This is a genomic window from Gemmatimonas sp. (genome assembly GCF_021298855.1).
GTDB lineage: Bacteria > Gemmatimonadota > Gemmatimonadetes > Gemmatimonadales > Gemmatimonadaceae > Gemmatimonas.
This window is the reverse complement of sequence record NZ_JAJTHI010000014.1, coordinates 1-17,909: the sequence shown is the minus strand read 5'-3', so window position 1 is coordinate 17,909 and position 17,909 is coordinate 1. Positions and strand designations below refer to the sequence as shown.

Here is a 17,909-nt window from a genome sequence, read left to right as displayed (position 1 = left end):
CAGAGAGCACCGCGCTCCCTGGCCACGACCTAGCATCAGCAACCGGCTTACGGCGTGTTGCTGCTGGCCGGGTTGCTGCCGCCGAAGGTGTAGAAGGGATCCCCCTTCACACCCAACTCCTTTGCCGGCACCGGCATTTCGCGCGGCGTTCCCGGCAGCAGGCCGTTGGGCACCCGGCGCCGCTGGTAGTACGACACGGGCCCCAGGCCAAGCAATTCCACTTCCTGTTCGTAGATGAGCTTGGCGATGAGTGACGGCGCCCCTTCCCCGGCCGTGGCAGGCGCGAGACCGCCACGGTCCACCCGCGTCTTGTTGATGAGCGATGCGGCGGTGGCCAGGTTGCCCCCCGACCGGCGCAGTTCCGCCTCGGCCCAGAGCAGATCGTTCTGGTGCCGCGAGATCACCGGCGCTACACCGAAGCCGCCGTAGATCGCGTTCGGCGACTGCTCGCCGCTGCGGTCGTAGCGGATGTGACCGATGTTCGACTGGTGGTACATGCCGCGATCGGGACGGAAGATCTCTTCGCGCGAGTACACGAAGTCGGTTCCCGCACGTGCCGTCTTGGGATTGGTCCCGAAGTAGCCGGCGAAATCGTCGTCGTCAGGACCGAAGGAGCCGTCACCCAGGCGCCGATCGGGCGAATTGGGCCGTGGGTTGCCGCCGTTGGGGTACGGATGCCGCTGCGTGGCCGGATCGAGCAGCGCCCCCACACGGGTGCTCACGCGCCCGCCGTCGAAGGCATTGAACCAGTAGAGGATTTCGTGACACCACGAGTTGCAGCCGTCGCCGGTGAAGATGAAGTCGAAGCCGCTCCCGGTCGACGAGATCCCCTGCGACGCCAGCTGCGACACCTTGGCCCAGTCCACCTGGTCGTTCTCGGCCGGCGTTCGCGGATAGTAGGCCAGCGTCATGGCCGCCATGGTGCGGGCCAGCTGGGCGATCTGCACGTTCGTGTACGCTGTCCCGTTGGTCCAGCCCGAGGGCGTGGTGAACTGGTTGGCCGCGGCGAGTGTGGCCGCCCGTTCGAGTGACGCGACGGCAGCGTCACGCACTTCCTTGCGGCTCTTGTACGCGAGAGTGGCCAGATCGCTCGTTTCGTCGATCACGTAGCCCTTGTCGTAGTTGAGCGCGATCCCCATGAGCGCTGCCCCGTGCATGAACTGGGCGATGGTCTCGGCTCGTCGGGTGTTCCCGGCGTTGCTGATGACCAGGTTGTTCTTGCGGATGGCCGTGAGGACGTCCACCGCCGACGAGAGGGTGGAATAGTATCCCTCCCAGTACGCGATCATGGTGGTACGGCCGGCCGACGCGAGATCGTTCTGGTACGCGCGCGTGTTGCGCGTGCCGTCCGCGTCGATCGAGCTGTAGAAGTTCATGTTGAAGTTGTTCCACGACGCCGAGTAGGTCTGCGACATGGTGACGAGTGGCCCACCGCCCTCCATGCCGTCCCACGTATTGAACCAGGAGCGCAGGGTACCGCCGGCGACGGCCTCGATGGCCGCCGGATCGGCCAATGCCCGGTTGGCGTCCGGCGCGTTGGGGTTCTCGACATCGAGCGAGTTGCACGCCGTGAGCAGGAGCGCCCCCAGGGCGATGCCGACCGCGTGGCGGGTCGAGAAGGCGAACTTCGGATTGAGGGGGCTCACAGACCGAGCTCCAGCATGAACGTGAACGTCCTGAAGATGGGATATGTGAAGTAGTCCACGCGGTAGGCGAAGGGATTGGCACCACCACCGGACACGTCGGGATCGTAGCCGCTGTACTTGGTGCTCGTGAGCAGGTTGCGTCCCACGATGCCGAAGCGGGCCGACCGGTCGGTGCCCATGCCCAGGCGCCTGGTGAAGGCGCGCGGGATCTCGTAGTTCACGGCGAGCTCGCGCAGGCGCACGTAGGTGCCGTCCTCCACGAAGTAGGTGTTGGGATCGAAGTTGTTGTAGAACGTGGCGTAGTACGTGGTGGGCTTCTTCTCCACCTCGGGCTTGCCGCGCTGGTCGAAGGCCGGGTCGCGCTGGTCGAAGAACGGCCACTGACGCGTGTAGTTGTAGATCTGTCCGCCCTGTACCCAGTTCACCACGGCGGTGACGGAGAACTTCTTCCAGTTGAGCTGGGTGTTGAAGTTCAGGTTGAAGTCGGGGTTCACGTCACCGATCTGGCGCAGGGCATTGCCGTCGGCGTCGAGGAACTTGATGGGGCGCTCGCGAATGGTGCGCCAGTCGGCGCGCGACACGAAGTAGCCTTCCTCGTTCTGCACGTAATCGGCCGCGGTGCCACTCAGGCGCCGTGCGGCGATCATGGAGGCGAGCTGATCGGACGTCTGCACCCACGAACTGCCGTAGATGATGCCGAACGGCTGGCCGGCCGCAAGCCGGAAGATCGTGGTGTTCGCCACGGGGCCCACGAGGAACGGCGGCACCGCGAGGCTGCGCACCTTCTGACGCGTGCGGTCGCCGGCGATGTTCACGCTCCACAGGAAATCCTTCTTGGACGCGAGCACGGCGCTCAGCAGCACCTCGTGCGTCTTGCCTTCCAGGGAACCGGCGTTGAGCCATTGGTTCCGGAAGCCAGTGGCCGACGACACGGGCACGTTCAGGATCTGGTCGTCGGTGATCTTGCTGGAGTAGCTGTACTGCAGCTGGAAGTTCTTGGCGAAGGTGAGGTCGAAGCCCCCCTCGATTTCGCGCGAGAAGGCCGGGCGCAGGTTGGGGTTGCCGAGCGTGATCTTCACCGGGCTGCCGCCCTGAATGGCGAACTGCTCGTACTGGGCGTCGAACACCGGACGCAGGCCGGCCTCGCCGTACGAGGCGCGCAGCTTGAACTCGTTCACCCCCGGGAGGGTGATATCCTCCGACACGCGCCAGGCGCCGGAGAGGCGCTTGAAGGTGCGGGAGCGCTGGTCTTCGCCGAACAGGGACGACTGGTCACGACGGATCAGCCCGTCGATGATGTACTTGTCCTTGATGTCGAAGGTGGTGATGGCGAAGAAGTTCTGGTTGCGGATGGGCTGCGAGAACGATCCGGGAATGACCGGATTGTCCGGGTCGCGCGAGGCCGCCGTGAATTCCGTCACGCGCGGCACGGTGAGCGCGGTCGCGCGCACCGTCGTCTGGGTATTCTCCTGGTCCTCGTAGACCCACGCCAGCTTGGTGGTGTTGGTGAACCACGAGAAGTTCTTCACCGCCGTGAGCGTGCTGCCCAGGTTGTAGGCACGGGTGACGATCTCCTGATTGGAGATGGACCCCTTGCTCACGGTACCCGTGGAGCCGATGTAGCCCAGCGGGACGAACGAGCGGAAGTTGCGCGAACCGCGGTCGAAGTTGGTGTTGGCCTCGGCGGTGAGCCACGTGGTGGGGCGATAGCGCACCTTGAGCAGGCCGGTGAAGCGGGCCCGGTCGTTGCTGTTCTGGATGTTTGACCAGTTGTAGAGCGGATTGCTCACGTTACCCGAGGCCGGCGACTGGCGGATGGCGGCCAGATACGGCGTGCCGTTGGGATTCTTGGCCAGCAGGTCGATGTTGGGCTCGAGGAAGCGCAGCCCGAAGAAGGCGTCGCCCGAGCTATCCTCGGCCTGGTCGGCCTTCGACTGTCCGTAGAACGCACCCGTCTGGAAGTCGAGCTTGGGGTGCAGCTCCATATCCAGGTTGAGACGGAAGTTCTGGCGGTTGTATCCGCTGAGCAGGTTGGCGATGCCCTGGTCCCTCGAGTTCTCGAACGACGCATTGAAGTTCGAGTTGGCGTTGCGCTGGCCGACCGAGATGTAGTTGGTCATGAACTGGCCACTGCGGAACACCTCGCCCAGCTGATCGTAGATGACCGGGTAGGAGTTGTCCGAGATGCGGTCGTCTTCCTGGATGCGGTTGCCGTTGGCGTCGCGCTGGAAGTTCCCCTGGGCATCGACCTTGTAGGGATGCGAGAAGTTGTTGGGGATCGTCTTGCGGAGGTCGTTGGACCCGAACTCGTTGCGCACGGTGATCTGGGTCTGACCGGTGGCCAGCGTCGCGCCGCGCTTGGTGAAGATCTGCACCACGCCGTTCGCCGCGTCGGAGCCGTACAGCGAGCTGGCCGCCGCCCCCTTGATGACCTCGATGCGTTCAATGTCCTGGGCATTGATGTCGGCGAGGGAAATGCGGCTGATGGTGCCGTCCACGATGATGAGCGGATCCTGCGACCCGGTGAGCGACGTGGGGCCACGAAGGCGAATGCGGGGAGCCGAGCCGGGCTCGCCGTTCACTGCCGTCACGCTCGCGCCAGCCACGCGGCCGTTCAGCGTGCCGAGCGGCGAGGAGGCGGGGGCCTCCTTGATCTGGGCGTTGGTCACTGCGGCCACGGCGAAGGTGGTCTTCTTCTGCGACGTGGCGTCGGAGACGCCCGTCGTGACCACGGCCTCGAGGTTGAGCACATCCTTTTCGAGGTCGAAGTTCTGCTCGATGCGTCCCGCGGTGAGCGTGACGAGATGCTTGACCGGCCGATAGCCAATGGTGCGCGCCAGCACGGTGACCTGCTTCCCTCCAGCGCGCGCCGGGTCCACCGTAAAGGTGAAGCGCCCCTGCGCATCGGTCACGCTGCCGACGCCGAGTTCGACGATGCCGACTTGGGCCCCGCCCAGTGGGGCGCCGGCGGCAGTGACGCGCCCCGAGACGGTGGCGGGCTGTTGCGCCGTTGCCGTTGTCCCGGGTATGAGAATGAGGAAAGCGGCGGCGATATACCGTCGCACACGATGAAACATGTACGCTCCTATTTCGTTGGGACGGCGGATTGTCCCGTGGTAATGCGGCACAACGACCGGTAGTACCGCTTGTCCCATTTTGCTGCGAGTGTCACGATGTTGCCAAGGGTCGAAACGCATTTTCCTGCGTTTCGTCCCGAGTGTTTCACTCGTGTTTTACAACCAAGGTCCTGAGCGATGCTCATGTTGATCGGCGAACTCATCCATTTTGACACCGAACGTGGGCAGCGACGAATGCCTCGCACCGCTGGGGCGCTGGCGGTGGCACTGGCGCTGCTGCTGTGCGTGGGGAGTCCCCCGCTGGCGGCCCAAACGACCGCGACGTTCGCGGGGCGGGTACTCGATGCGGTGTCCGGCCGCCCCCTGACGGCGGCGACGGTCACGGTAGTCACGACCGGCCAGGCCACGCGCACCGACTCGCTCGGGCGTTTCGAGGTGCGCGGGCTCGCCGTCGGCATCCATCGCTTTCTGGTGAGCGCGCCGGGGCATGCGCGGGGGTCGCTGTCGTTGGCGTTTGCCGCACGCGAACGCATGGAACGCGACCTGGAGCTCGAACCCACCGAAGTGGCGCGTGCGGCGGTGCTCGCCGACAGCGCGGCGCGCAGCGTGGCCGATACGGCCCGCGTGCAGGCGCTGCCCGGTGTGGGGGTGACCGCTGACGCGTCGGCGGGGCGTCGCTACGCCGACTTCGAACGCCGCCGCGCCACCGGGCGGGGACAGTATCGCACGCGGGCCGAGCTCGAGGCGGGGCAGTACTACACGCTGCAGGACGCGATGCGCGGCATGCGCGGGCTGCGCTTCAACTGTGCCGGCGGCACGTGCCGCGCCCAGATGGTGCGCGCGCCCATGGGGTGCGCGCCGGAATACGTGGTGGACGAGCGCGTGGACAACGCCTTCGGCCCCACCATCCCCATTCGCGACATCGTGGGGCTCGAGGTGTACACGGGCGTCAGCGACGTCCCGGGGGAGTTCGCCGGCCAGAACTCGGGGTGCGGCGTGATCGTGATCTGGACGACCTCGGGGCGCGAGCCGCGGCGAAAGTAGACGTCGGCAGGACGTCCACGATCGCCATCCGCCCGGTCGCGGTGGGCCGTTGCCTTATCGGGAACGCACGCCGAGTTCGATGCTGCGCCACTTGCCCTGCTCGAAGCGCCAGACGCTGAGCAGACAGCGGGTCGCATGTCCCATGAGAATGGCCAGCCAGATGTGCCACGTCTCCAACGGTCGCGTGGCCTCCATGACGGACAGGAAGCCAATGGGCAGCGCGAACTGCGACACGAGCGTGATGTACAGTGGGCTGCGCGTATCCCCGGTGCCCTGCAAGCCACCCGTAAAGGTGAGCGCCACCGTGATGAAGAGCCCCGACACACTCAGGACGCGCAGCAGTTCGCGCCCGATGCGCAGCACCTCGGGTTCCGTCATGCCGAAGAGCCCGAGCAGGAGATCGGGGATGGTGACGAAGAGCAGCCCCACGACGATCGCCATGGCCAGCCCGAATCGCGCCGCCACCCGTACGGCATCGCGACTGCGCTCCGGATGGCCCGCTCCGAGATTCTGGCCGGCCACGGTGGCGGCCGCCCCCATGAGCCCCACGGACGTCCAGGTGACCAGTGAGAAGAGCTCCGTATAGCCCACGGCATACGCGGCCTGCGCCTCGGCGCTCTGCGCCGTGCTGCCGATGAAGCGCAGCAGCAGCACCCCGGCAATGTTCATGGCAATGCCCTGCACTCCCGTGGGCAGGCCGAACCGGAAGAGTGCGCGAATGATCTCCCAGTCGGGCTTCCAGGACATGCCACGGAAGTCGATGATCCAGGCGCCGCTGAAGAGCTTGGCCACGGCGTAGACGGCGACGAGGGCACTCGAAATCATGATGCCGGCGGCGGCGCCGGCGGTCCCCATTTCGGGGAAGGGGCCGTACCCCCGAATGAGCAGCACGTTGAAGACGATGTTGCCCACCGTGAGCGCCACGCCGAGACGCAGTGGCGTCTTGGCGTCACCGGCACTGCGCAGCGCACCGCCCAGCATGAAGAACATCATCATGCCGAAACCGAAGACGAACATGATGCGCAGGTACGGCAGCGCCTCGCGTTGCACGTCGGGCGCCGCCTTCACGAGGCCAAGCAGCGTGGGCGCCAGCAGATAGCCCAGCGGGGCGAGCACGCCCAGCGACAGCACGAGCGCCAGCAGAAACGCCTGCGACGCTGCGCGGTTGACCCCGGCCTCGTCACCGGCACCGGCAAATCGGGCCACCAGCACGCCCATGCCGCTGAACAGCGACGACACGAACACCATGACCACCAGAAAGATCTGGAAGCCCACGCCAATGGCGGCGTTGCCGGCGAAGCCGACGAAGTGCCCCACCAGCGCGTGGTCGATCATCCCCTGCACCCCGCTGATCACGTTCTGCAGCACGGTGGGCCACGCCACTTTCCACACGGCCGGACCAATCGGCCCCTCGACGAGGGACCGATCGATGCGCCGTGTGGCGGTGGTGGATGGAGCGGCAGCCACCGGAGCGCCGGCCGTCAGGCGGCCTGCGGCGACATCGTCGCGCCGTCGCGGCGCCGCACGAGCGTGAGGATGGAGTAGACCGCCACCGGCTCCCCGTGCTGGTTGATGACCTCCACATCCCACTCCACGACACCTTGCGGAATGGTGCCCTCGGGGGTGTCCTTGGCGGTCTTCTGCTTCACCGTGAGGCGCACGTGAATGGTGTCACCAGGATACACGGGCTTCGTGAAGCGCAGCTTCTCGAGGCCGTAGTTGGCGAGCACCGGCCCCAGGTCGGGGTCCACGAACAGGCCGGCCGCGGCCGACACGATGAAATAGCCGTGCGCCACGCGCCCCTCGAAGACGCCGTTGCTGCGCGCGTCCTCGTCGTTCATGTGCGCGTAGAACGTATCGCCGCTGAGCTTCGCAAACGCTTCCACATCCTCCAGCGTGATCGTGCGCGTCTTCGTGATGAGCGTGTCGCCGACCTCGAGCTCATCGAAGGTCTTCCGGAAGGGATGCACCGCATCCTGCTTCTCTTCGGCGCCCTTCGTCCACTCGCGGGTAATGGCGGTGATCATGCTGGGACTCCCCTGCAGCGCCACGCGCTGCAGGTAGTGCGTCACGCCGCGCGCGCCACCCATCTCCTCGCCGCCACCGGCACGGCCGGGGCCCCCGTGCACCAGATTGGGGAGCGGTGACCCGTGCCCGGTGCTCTCCTTGGCACTGGTGCGATCGAGCACCAACATGCGCCCATGGAAGCAGGCGGCACCGAGGATGACCTCCTGCGCCACCTTCGGATCATGCGTGATGAGCGACCCCACCAGCGAACCGCGTCCCATGCGCGCCAACTGCACCGCCTCGCCAAGGTCGCGGTACGGCATGACCGTATTCACGGGGCCGAACGCTTCGATGTCGTGCGGCTCGAGCCGGTTGAGCGGATCGGCGCAGTACAGCAGCTCCGGTGCGAAGAACGACCCCTTCTCACGGTCGGCACCGACCACGGCGAAATCGCCACCCCCGTACACGCGCTCCGCCGCCGCGCGAATGGCCTCGGCGCTCGAGGCCACACTCTTCACCTGTGCGCGCGACGCGAGCGGCCCCATGCGCACCCCCTCGGCGGTGGGGTCGCCAATGGTCGTGCTACCAAGGCGCTTGGCCAGCGCGGCGATCACCGCCTCCTCGAGTCCGGCGGGGACGATCGTGCGACGAATGGCGGTGCACTTCTGCCCGGCCTTCGACGTCATTTCGCGCGTGACCTCCTTGATGAAGAGGTCGAACTCCTCGGTGCCGGGTACGGCGTCGGGGCCGAGAATGGAACAGTTGAGCGAATCGGCTTCCATGTTGAAGCGCACCGAATGCTGCAGAATGCCGGGCGCGCTCTTGAGCTTCTGTCCGGTGGCCGCCGAGCCGGTGAAGGCCACGATATCCTGCTCCTCCACGTGCTCGAGCAGCGTGCGCGCCTCACCGCAAATGAGTTGCAGCGCCCCCTTGGGCAACTCGCCGGTGTCGAGGATGGCCTTGAAGACCGCGTGCGTGAGATGACTGCCGGTGGTGCTGGGCTTCACGAGGCACGGCACCCCGGCCAGCAGCGCGGGGGCCAGCTTCTCCAGCATGCCCCAGACGGGGAAGTTGAAGGCGTTGATGTGCACCGCCGCCCCTTCCATGGGCACGAGAATGTGCCGGCCCACGAACGTGCCGTGCTTGGAGAGCGGCTCGGTGGGCCCTTCCACGTGGAAGCGCTCGTTGGTGAACTCCCGGCGGCCGCGACTGGCGTAAGCAAAGAAGGTGCCGATTCCGCCCTCGATGTCCACCCACGAATCGGTGCGCGTGGCCCCCGTCATGGAGGAGAGCGGATAGAACTCTTCCTTGCGTTCCATGAGCGCGATGGCGATGCGCTTCAGCATCAGCGCCCGCTGGTGGAAGGTGTAGGCGCGCAGCGCCGGCCCGCCGACCCGGCGCGCGTACTGCAGCATGGCCTTGAAGTCGAGGCCATGGCTCGACGCCTCACCGATCTTCTCACCGGTCACGGCGTGAATGAGATCGGTCTTGGGGCCGGTCCCCTCCACCCACTCACCGAGCGCAAAATTCTGCAGGATGAACATCATCGAGTCTCCGTACGGGTGGTCTCGGACATCGCCGGCGCCTGACGCTGCGTGTCCTTCCAGTTCCTGAGCATCGCGGACTGCACCGGCCGGTCGGCCGGTACCTCGCGCAGCGGATCTACGGCGCGCCAGCTGGCGCGCATGGCACTCGGCAACTGCTGGTACAGCGCGGTGCCGTCACTCTTCCACGCGAGCATGTCGTCGCTCACGTCCTTCACGATCTTCGCCGGGTTCCCCACCACGACCTTGCGGTCGGGAATCACCATGTCGGTGGGAACGAAGCAGAGGGCGCCCACAATGCACCCCTGTCCCACAACGGCGTTGTCCATGATCACGGCGTTCATGCCAATGAGGCTGTTCGCCCCGATGCGGGCGCCGTGCACGATGGCGCCGTGACCGATGTGCGCACCGGTTTCGAGGGTCACCACGACACCGGGGAACATGTGAATGGTGCAGTTCTCCTGCACATTGCAGCCGTCCTCGATGACGATGCCGCCCCAGTCGCCACGAATGGCGGCCCCGGGGCCCAGGTACACGTCGCGCCCGATGATGACGTTGCCGGTCACGGCAGCCTGCGGGTGGACGAACGCGCTCTCGTGCACCACGGGAATGAAGTCCTCGAACGCGTAGATCATGCCGGGGTTCTCAGACGCGTTCGAGCACGACGGCAAACCCCTGCCCCACGCCGATGCACATGGTGCACAGCGCATAGCGGCCGCCGGTTTCGCGCAGCTGGTACGCGGCCGTGAGCGCGAGACGCGCGCCGCTCATGCCCAGGGGATGCCCGAGTGCAATGGCCCCGCCGTTTGGGTTCACGCGGGGATCGTCATCGGCCACGCCGAGTTCGCGCAGACAGGCGAGCCCCTGCGCGGCGAACGCTTCGTTGAGTTCGATCACGTCCATCTGGTCGAGCGCGAGCCCGGCGCGCTCCAGCACCAACCGGGTAGCGGGTACGGGGCCCATGCCCATGATGCGCGGCTCCACGCCGGCCGCGGCACTCGCCACCACGCGCGCGAGGGGCGCGAGGCCGAAGCGCGACAGCGCCGCCTCACCGGCCAGCAGCAGCGCCGCCGCCCCGTCGTTGAGCCCACTGGCATTGCCGGCCGTCACGCTGCCCTGCCCGTCGTGCCGGAAGGCCGGCTTGAGCTTGCCGAGCGTTTCCAGCGTCGTGTCGGGGCGCAGGAACTCGTCGTGCGACACGAGCAGCGCATCGCCCTTCTTCTGGGGAATGCTCACCGGCGCGATCTCGAGGGCCAGGCGGCCCGCGGTGCGGGCCGCGGCCGCCTTCTGCTGCGAGCGTACGGCAAACGCGTCCTGATCGGCGCGGCTCACCGCATACTGGGCGGCCACGTTCTCCGCCGTCTCGCCCATGCTGTCGGTGCCGTGCAGGCTCTTCATGCGCGCGTTCACGAACCGCCACCCGAGGCTGGTGTCGAAGAGCTGCACGTCGCGCGCGAATGGCGTGGCGCCCTTGCTCAGCACGTACGGCGCGCGGGTCATGCTTTCCACGCCGCCGGCGACGTACAGATCGCCCTCGCCGGCGCGAATGGCACGTGCCGCGCCCGCCACCGCCGACAGCCCCGATGCGCACAGGCGATTGACCGTCTCGCCGGGCACCGTGACCGGCACACCGGCCAGCAGTGCCGCCATGCGCGCCACGTTGCGGTTGTCGTCACCGGCCTGATTGGCGCACCCCAGGATGACATCGGCGATTCCCGCCACGTCGAACTGCGGCGCGTGCGCACGCACGCGATCGAGGAGCGCCGAGATGGCGTGGGCCGCCAGATCATCGGCCCGCACCGGGGCCAGCGCTCCACCGAGGTTGCCAATGGGCGTGCGCACGCCGTCGATGAGGTAGGCCTGTTGTCTGCTCATGGGGATCATCCGAAATGGGCACCCGGCACGTGCGGGCGGGTGGCGTAGTGAACCGAACGCGCTGTCACGGGTACCGCCGCGGATCGCCCAGCGGCACGCCGGCCTGCACGGCACGGCGCAGCCGCACGCTGGGGCGATAGCGATCGTCACCCGTTTCGTACTGGAGCGCCTGCAACCGGGCCAGCACGGTGGCGGCCCCGATCTCGTCGCCCCAGGCCAGCAGGCCGCGCGGATAGTTCACGCCCGTAGTCATGGCGAGTTCCACGTCGGCCACGGTACAGATGCCGAGGTGGACGGCCTCCACGGCTTCGTTGACGAGCATGGCGAGCACCCGATCGGCGATTCCCTGCGCCAGCACGGGGTCTTCCACGGGCGCCGGCGTGATGGCGCCTTCGGCATAGTCGTAGAAGCCGCGCCCCGACTTGCGACCCAGCCATCCCGCTTCGAGCAGCCGCTGCTGGCGCAGGCTCGGGCGGTAGCGCGGGTCATGGAACATGCCGTCAAACACCGAGCGTGTGACCGCGAAGTTCACGTCGTGCCCGATGAAGTCCATGAGCTCGAAGGGACCCATGCGGAAACCGCCCACCGTGCGCAGGGCCCAGTCGATGGTGGCGCAGTCGGCCACGCCTTCCTCGAGCAGCCGCAGCGATTCGCCGTAGAAGGGGCGTGCCACGCGGTTCACGATGAAGCCGGGGGTATCCGACGCCAGCACCGTGACTTTCTTCCAGCCGGCGGCGTACGCCGTGGCGCGAGCCGTCACGTCGGGTGCGGTGCTGATGGCGGGGATGATCTCCACCAGCGGCATCACCGGCGCCGGATTGAAGAAGTGCACGCCAACCACGCGGGTCTTGTGCGTACACGCGCCGGCCAGCGCGGCAATGGACAGCGACGACGTATTGGAGGCCAGGACGGCGGCCGGGGCCACGATCCCCTCGAGCGTGCGCAGCAGCGCCTGCTTGGCGTCCAGCTTCTCGACGATGGCTTCGATCACCAGGTCACAGGGCGCGAACGCGGCCAGCAGCTCGGCGCTCACGCCTTCCACGTACGTGAGGCGCGCGAGGACGGCGTCGGCCGCCTCACGCGAGAGCCGCCCCTTGTCCACCTCGCGGGCCATGGCCTTCTGGTGCCCCGTGCGCGCGCGGGCCATCGCCGCCGGCAGGGCATCGGCGAGCAGCACCGGGTGTCCGTGCACGGCCGCCACCTGCGCAATGCCGGCCCCCATGGCGCCGGCGCCAACGACACCAATCGTTGCCGCCGCCATCACTTCCCCTGATAGACGGGGGCCCGCTTCTCGAGAAACGCGCGCACCCCTTCCGCGTAGTCGGCGGTGCGGCCGGCCTCGTGCATGGCCTGCGCTTCCACCTCGAGCTGGGCGTCCAGACCGTTGGCCAAGCTCGCATTGAGTGCGCGCTTGGTCAGTCCGAAGCCGCGCGTGGCCTGCGCGGCGAGCTGCTCGGCGAGCTGCGTGACCGTGGCCATGAGCTCGGCCGCAGGGACCACGTCCCAGATGAGCCCCCAGTCCTTCGCCTTCGCCGCCGGCATCTTTTCGGCGAGGAAGAACATGCCCGTGGCGCGCTGCATCCCCACCAGGCGCGGCACGAAGAAGGTGCCGCTGGTGTCGGGAATGAGCCCCAGCTTGGCGAAGCTCTCCACGAAGCTCGCGCTGTCGGCGGCAATCGTGAGATCGCAGGCGAAGGCCAGGTTGGCGCCGGCGCCCGCGGCGATGCCGTTGACCGCGCACAACACCGGCTTCTCCAGCGTGCGAATGGCGCGAATGATGGGGTTGTAGCATTCGGCGACGATCTCCCCGATATCCGGGATCGGGCCGCCATCGCGCGGCAGCGCCTCGGCGAGGTCCTGGCCGGCACAGAAGCCGCGCCCCGCGCCGGTAATGACCACGGCCCGTACCGCGTCATCGGCGGCGGCCTCGGCGAGCGCCGCCTGCAGGGCGGCCGCCATGCTGCGGGTAAAGCTGTTGAGAACGTCGGGGCGGTTGAGCGTGAGCGTGAGGACGCCGTTCGCCCGGGCAACAAGGAGCGTGGAAGCGGGGGAGGTCATAGGACAAAAGTAGCATGGGGGTCCGGGGAGCGCCGACGGCCCCCTATCGAGCCATCGCGGTTCCCACCGAACAATCGGCTGGTGGTCCCACCTCCACTGGAGAACCGCACATGCTCACGTCGCTGGCGCACTGGTTGGGCAGTCTGGGTTGGACCGTGTTCGCCTGGGCGCTGGGCGCCCTGCTGGTGCTGAACGCGGCGTCGGTTGCGCTCCTGCTCACGCGTCGGGACCGGGAGCTGGTGCAGCGCTACACGGCGCTCTGGCTCGCCGTGAACCTGCTGCTCATCGCCATCGGCGTGGGGATTCCGGCCATCACCGCGGTGGCCCGTCTGACGCTCATGGGCCTTGGCGCGGTGGTCCCCGACCTGGGGTCGGTCACCGGGTAAACTCCCATCCGGGGGCGCGCGCTGGCAGATTACCGCTCTATGCCTGCCAAGACTGCCGTGCGAGCGGTGCCCCGTGAGAGCGCCCCGCCCGCCGTGACTCCCCGCGCCGGGTTCGACTGGCGCCGCATTGCCTATCACACGCTGGTGTCGCGCGCGCTCGACGATGTCGAGGAGCAGACCAACAAGCAGCGGGCGACCGTTCCGCGCGAGCATCTGGTGCTCTACCAGTTCTCGGCGCGCGGCCACGACATGGCGCAGAGCATTCTGGGATCGCTGCTCACCGGCGCGCACGATGGCGCGGGCGCCTATTACCGGTCGCGCCCCCTCCTGCTCTCGCTGGGGCTCAGCATCGAAGATGCGTTGGGGAGTCCGCTCGGACGTGCGGGGGGCTTCAGCGACGGCCGCGACATTGGCGTGGTGTGCAACCTGCCCAATCCCTCCGGGTGCACGGTGCTTCCCATGGCTGGTGATGTGGGGTCGCAGTACACGCCGGCGGCCGGGTGGGCGCAGAACATCGTGTACCATCGCGATACCCTGGCCGACGCGAGCTACGCGAACTGCCTGAGCGTGGCGCTGGGCGGCGACGGATCGGTGGCCACCAACGGCTTCTGGGCCGCGCTCACCATGGCCACGACGCTGTCGTTGCCCATGCTGTTCTACATCGAGGACAACGATCTCGGCATCAGTGTGCGCGGTGACATGCAGACCCCGGGGGGCGACATCGCGCGCAATCTGGCGTCGTTCACCAACCTGCGCGTGCTGAATGGCGATGGCTGCGACCCGCACGATGCGTCGGAGAAGCTGGCCGACGCAGTGGCGCATGTGCGCGGCGGCGGCGGCCCCGCGCTGGTGCGCCTGACGGTGCCGCGGCTGTCGAGCCACTCGGGGCCGGACAACCAGAAGGGGTATCGCACGGACGAGGAGATCGCGGCGGATCTGGCGCGCGATCCGCTCCCCCGGCTGCGCGAGTATCTCGTGCCGGCGGTCATGAGCGCCGGTGAGTGGGCCGCGCTGGAGGGGGACGTCGCGCGTGACGTGCAGGTGGCGCTCGAGGCGGCGCGTGCCCGCGGGAACCCGGATCCCCGCACGGTGGCGCAGCATGTCTTTGCCGACGAGCACGCGCCCACCGAGGCCATGGGTGGTCTGTCGCGCGCCGAACGCGCCGCGCTGGGCGGCACGGATGTGCCGCAGGAGGGGGGCGAGTTGCTGCGTTTCGCCGAAGCCATCCGACGTACGCTGCGGCACGAGCTCGCCACCAACCCCAAGGTGGTCGTGTTTGGTGAGGACGTGGGGCGCAAGGGTGGCGTGCACCTCGTGACCGAGGGGCTGCAGAAGCAGTTCGGTGCCACCCGCGTCTTCGATACGAGCCTGAGCGAAGAGGGGATCATTGGCCGCGCGGTGGCCATGGCCATTGGCGGCCTGGTGCCCGTGGCCGAGATCCAGTTCCGCAAGTACGCCGATCCGGCGGCGGAGCAGCTGAACAACTGCGGCACGATGCGCTGGCGCACGGCCAATCGATTTGCCGCCCCGATCGTGGTGCGCATGCCTGGTGGCTTCGGCAAGGACGTGGGCGACCCGTGGCATTCGCTGAGCGACGAAGTGCGATTCGCACACGCGTATGGGTGGCAGGTGATCATGCCCTCCAACGCGGCCGACGCCGTGGGGCTGCTGCGCGCGGCGATGCGCAGCCCCAACCCCAGCATCTTCTTCGAGCACCGGTCGCTGCTCATGACGGGCGATGGCAGCGCACGGTATCCCGGTGACGACTACGTGCTGCCGCTGGGCCGAGCGCGCGTGGTGCAGGAAGGCGACCAGATCACGCTGGTGACGTGGGGAGCCATGGTGCACCGGTGCGTGGACGCGGTGGCGCAGCTGGCGCAGCCGGGGGCGGTGGAGCTGCTCGACTTGCGCACCATTTCGCCCTGGGATCGCGAGGCGGTGCTGGCGAGCGTCCGGAAGACCGGGCGCTGCCTGATCGTGCACGAGGACAGCCTCACGGCCGGGTTCGGAGCGGAAATCGCGGGGACGCTGGCCCAGGAGGCCTTCTGGTACCTGGACGCGCCGGTCGAACGGCTGGCCCCGCGCGACATCCCGGTGCCGTACCATCCGGATCTGCTCGACGCGGTCGTGCCCACGGCGGCGCGCATTCGCGAGCGGCTGGCGGCGCTGCTCGCGACCTGAGGGGCCAACGGTCATGGCCACGGGGGATTTCCGCGAGACGGAAACAGGCTTATCTGTGACGGTCAAGAAGTCCGAACGTCAAGCTGGCGTGACGTATCGCCGGTGTGCTACATCACTTACTATTGGAGTGCTCTCCCACGGTGAAGTGCCGTCGGGCGAGCACGGGCCACGACGGCCCGCTACTCAGGCTTAACCCAGAGGACGCCATGAAGAACAAGCTGGTCGGACTTTCGCTGCTCGCGGCGGTCGCGGCGGTGCCGACGGCCCACGCTCAGGGCCTTGGTGAACGGATCGAGATCGGGGCATTCGGTCAGTTCACGAGACTCGACGACAAGATCAAGATGGACAACGTCGCGGCGGTCGGCGGCATGTTCACTGCTTCCGTCTACAAGTGGTTCGGGGTGCAGGGCGACGTGCAAATCGGCTCGACCAAGGCCACCCGCACCCCGTTCGAGGACATCACCTATCGTCCGGCCCGTATTCTCGGCACGTTCACGCTGCCTCTGACCTCGTCCAAGAAGGCGGCGCTGGTGCTGGGTGCCGGTTACGTCAACTCGATCTACGACGGCCGCTCCACGGCCAACGAGTTCGAGGACGGTTTCTCGGCGCTCGCCGGCCTGAAGTTGTGCTCGAGCGGCAAGTGGGGCGCGCGCATCGACGGCATCATGGACCGCAACCCGTCGCCGAATGAGCAGGAGCTCACCGGCACGTCGCGCAACCTCGGCATCCGGGCCGGCGTGACCTACGCCCTGCGCGGCGGCTGCGCGACGGTCGAGAAGTTCGACTGGGCGCTCAAGATCGACCCGGCCAGCGCCACGGTGAACCGCGGCGCCGACCGTCAGTTCGCGCTCAGCGCGGCGGATGCGAAGGGCAAGATGATCCAGCTGCGCAACGTGAAGGATCTTGCCTGCACGTCGAGCGACGCGTCGGTGGCCACGGTGGACAACACCGGCAAGGTGACGGCGGTCAAGTACGGCACGGCGACGATCACCTGCACGGGCACGCAGAAGAAGCTGCAGCGCTCGGCGTCGGCCACCGTCACGGTGCCACCGCCGGCGTGGACGCTCACGCTGACGCCGAAGAGCGGTTCGACGGATGTCAGCAAGACGCTCGGCTTCACGGCCAAGGCGGTCGACGCCGACAACGTGGACCTCGGCGCGATCACCTGGAGCTCGGCCAACGCGTCGATCGCCTCGGTGAACAACGGCACGGTGACGTGCAACGCCGGTGGCAGCACCACGATCACGGCGTCGAAGAGCGCCTACGGCAGCTCGAAGAGCGAGACGGCGTCGGTGGAGTGCGTGGCGCCGAAGGCGGTGAGCGTGGCGCTCGACCGCGCGCTGTTCGACTTTGATCGCGCGACGGTCCTCAAGGCGGGCAACGACACGCTCAAGGTCGTGATCGAGGCCATGAAGCGTCTCCCGTCGCTGCGCATCTCGATCGAGGGGCACACGGACCGCTACGGCTCGGAAGCGTACAACAGCGCGCTGGCGAAGAAGCGCGCCGAAGCGGTGATGAAGCAGCTGCTGCGTCTGGCCGGCAAGGATGCGGCGATGCTGAAGGACCGCATCGTGTGGTCGAGCTTCGGCGAGCAGTGCCTCGTGACGACGGCGGGAGCCGACGAGAGCGAGCCGCCGCCGGCGAACCGGGGCCGCATTGCCCGCGGCGACCGTGCGGCGCAGGCGGACAACCGCCGCGTCGAGATCTGGCAGCTGCTCGACGGCAAGAACGCGCCGACGGGCTGCCGCTCGGCAGACGAGCGCAACGGCCGTCTCGGCTTCAAGGACCTCAAGTAACACCAGCCTTCTGCGGCTGACCGGAAAGGCCTCGCGATTGCTCGCGGGGCCTTTCTGCTTTTCGCCCGGGTCGCGAACGGGGTTGGCCTCCGGGATTGAACGGCGGTCGGGGGTGGTTGGGGTCGGGGTACTGCCACTGCGGTTTTGGTACTGCCACGGCAGTCGGGGTACTGCCACTGCGGTCGGGGTCTCACGAGCGGTCGGGGTCGTGGCGCGGCCCGGGTCGCGTTTGGGTCCGGGTCGGGGTCTCGGCGCGGGCGGTACGGCGGCGCGGGAGGCGTGTCGGGGTCGGGGG

General features: G+C 67.8%; 12 protein-coding genes. 4 read left to right on the top strand and 8 right to left on the bottom strand.

Features of this window, described 5'->3' with window-relative positions:
- Window positions 1–47: 47 nt before the first annotated feature.
- Complete coding sequence (locus tag LW840_RS06070; RefSeq protein WP_291261485.1) at window positions 48–1,646, bottom strand: hypothetical protein; 1,599 nt, start codon at window positions 1,644–1,646, stop codon at window positions 48–50.
- Window positions 1,643–4,711, bottom strand: coding sequence for a SusC/RagA family TonB-linked outer membrane protein (locus LW840_RS06065; RefSeq protein ID WP_291276612.1), 3,069 nt, complete (start codon window positions 4,709–4,711; stop codon window positions 1,643–1,645). Before LW840_RS06065 ends, LW840_RS06070 begins: the two co-directional genes overlap by 4 nt.
- A gap of 246 nt (window positions 4,712–4,957) precedes the next feature.
- On the opposite strand from LW840_RS06065, the gene LW840_RS06060 reads away from it, so the two are divergent.
- On the top strand, window positions 4,958–5,767 hold the full coding sequence (locus LW840_RS06060; RefSeq protein WP_291261487.1) for a carboxypeptidase regulatory-like domain-containing protein: 810 nt from the start codon (window positions 4,958–4,960) through the stop codon (window positions 5,765–5,767).
- A 54-nt stretch (window positions 5,768–5,821) separates the two neighbouring features.
- On the opposite strand, the gene LW840_RS06055 is transcribed toward LW840_RS06060, so the two are convergent.
- From LW840_RS06055 to paaG, 6 genes are all read right to left on the bottom strand, one after another.
- Complete coding sequence (locus LW840_RS06055; protein ID WP_291261488.1) at window positions 5,822–7,234, bottom strand: MATE family efflux transporter; 1,413 nt, start codon at window positions 7,232–7,234, stop codon at window positions 5,822–5,824.
- Between the two features lie 14 nt (window positions 7,235–7,248).
- Window positions 7,249–9,318 carry a phenylacetic acid degradation bifunctional protein PaaZ gene (gene paaZ / locus LW840_RS06050; RefSeq protein ID WP_343213662.1) on the bottom strand — a complete coding sequence of 690 codons (2,070 nt, stop codon included), beginning with the start codon at window positions 9,316–9,318 and terminating at the stop codon, window positions 7,249–7,251.
- Complete coding sequence (locus tag LW840_RS06045; protein ID WP_291276611.1) at window positions 9,318–9,953, bottom strand: transferase hexapeptide repeat family protein; 636 nt, start codon at window positions 9,951–9,953, stop codon at window positions 9,318–9,320. The genes paaZ and LW840_RS06045 overlap by 1 nt, the downstream gene beginning before the upstream one ends.
- Window positions 9,954–9,963: 10 nt before the next feature.
- A complete protein-coding gene (gene pcaF / locus LW840_RS06040; RefSeq protein ID WP_291276610.1) occupies window positions 9,964–11,193 on the bottom strand; it encodes a 3-oxoadipyl-CoA thiolase in 1,230 nt (409 codons plus the stop codon).
- Between the two features lie 64 nt (window positions 11,194–11,257).
- Window positions 11,258–12,454 carry a 3-hydroxyacyl-CoA dehydrogenase NAD-binding domain-containing protein gene (locus LW840_RS06035; protein ID WP_291276609.1) on the bottom strand — a complete coding sequence of 399 codons (1,197 nt, stop codon included), beginning with the start codon at window positions 12,452–12,454 and terminating at the stop codon, window positions 11,258–11,260.
- Window positions 12,454–13,251, bottom strand: coding sequence for a 2-(1,2-epoxy-1,2-dihydrophenyl)acetyl-CoA isomerase PaaG (gene paaG, locus LW840_RS06030; protein ID WP_291261493.1), 798 nt, complete (start codon window positions 13,249–13,251; stop codon window positions 12,454–12,456). Before paaG ends, LW840_RS06035 begins: the two co-directional genes overlap by 1 nt.
- A gap of 110 nt (window positions 13,252–13,361) precedes the next feature.
- Here paaG and LW840_RS06025 point away from each other — a divergent pair, with 110 nt between their 5' ends.
- From LW840_RS06025 to LW840_RS06015, 3 genes are all read left to right on the top strand, one after another.
- Complete coding sequence (locus tag LW840_RS06025; protein ID WP_291276608.1) at window positions 13,362–13,637, top strand: hypothetical protein; 276 nt, start codon at window positions 13,362–13,364, stop codon at window positions 13,635–13,637.
- Window positions 13,638–13,676: 39 nt separating this feature from the next.
- The gene (locus tag LW840_RS06020) at window positions 13,677–15,818 is read left to right on the top strand and encodes a transketolase C-terminal domain-containing protein (protein ID WP_291276607.1); all 2,142 of its coding nucleotides are present in this window, start codon (window positions 13,677–13,679) and stop codon (window positions 15,816–15,818) included.
- Window positions 15,819–16,024: 206 nt separating this feature from the next.
- Window positions 16,025–17,614 (top strand): Ig-like domain-containing protein, encoded by a 1,590-nt coding sequence (locus LW840_RS06015; protein WP_291266794.1) that lies wholly within the window; start codon window positions 16,025–16,027, stop codon window positions 17,612–17,614.
- Window positions 17,615–17,909 lie beyond the last annotated feature (295 nt).

What these genes read in the sequence shown, in the direction of transcription:
- LW840_RS06060 (WP_291261487.1), top strand. Translation starts at nt 4,958, where the DNA reads ATGCCTCGCACCGCTGGGGCGCTGGCGGTGGCACTGGCGCTGCTGCTG.
- paaZ (WP_343213662.1), bottom strand. Translation starts at nt 9,318, where the DNA reads ATGTTCATCCTGCAGAATTTTGCGCTCGGTGAGTGGGTGGAGGGGACC.
- LW840_RS06045 (WP_291276611.1), bottom strand. Translation starts at nt 9,953, where the DNA reads ATGATCTACGCGTTCGAGGACTTCATTCCCGTGGTGCACGAGAGCGCG.
- pcaF (WP_291276610.1), bottom strand. Translation starts at nt 11,193, where the DNA reads ATGAGCAGACAACAGGCCTACCTCATCGACGGCGTGCGCACGCCCATT.
- LW840_RS06035 (WP_291276609.1), bottom strand. Translation starts at nt 12,454, where the DNA reads ATGGCGGCGGCAACGATTGGTGTCGTTGGCGCCGGCGCCATGGGGGCC.
- paaG (WP_291261493.1), bottom strand. Translation starts at nt 13,251, where the DNA reads ATGACCTCCCCCGCTTCCACGCTCCTTGTTGCCCGGGCGAACGGCGTC.
- LW840_RS06025 (WP_291276608.1), top strand. Translation starts at nt 13,362, where the DNA reads ATGCTCACGTCGCTGGCGCACTGGTTGGGCAGTCTGGGTTGGACCGTG.
- LW840_RS06020 (WP_291276607.1), top strand. Translation starts at nt 13,677, where the DNA reads ATGCCTGCCAAGACTGCCGTGCGAGCGGTGCCCCGTGAGAGCGCCCCG.
- LW840_RS06015 (WP_291266794.1), top strand. Translation starts at nt 16,025, where the DNA reads ATGAAGAACAAGCTGGTCGGACTTTCGCTGCTCGCGGCGGTCGCGGCG.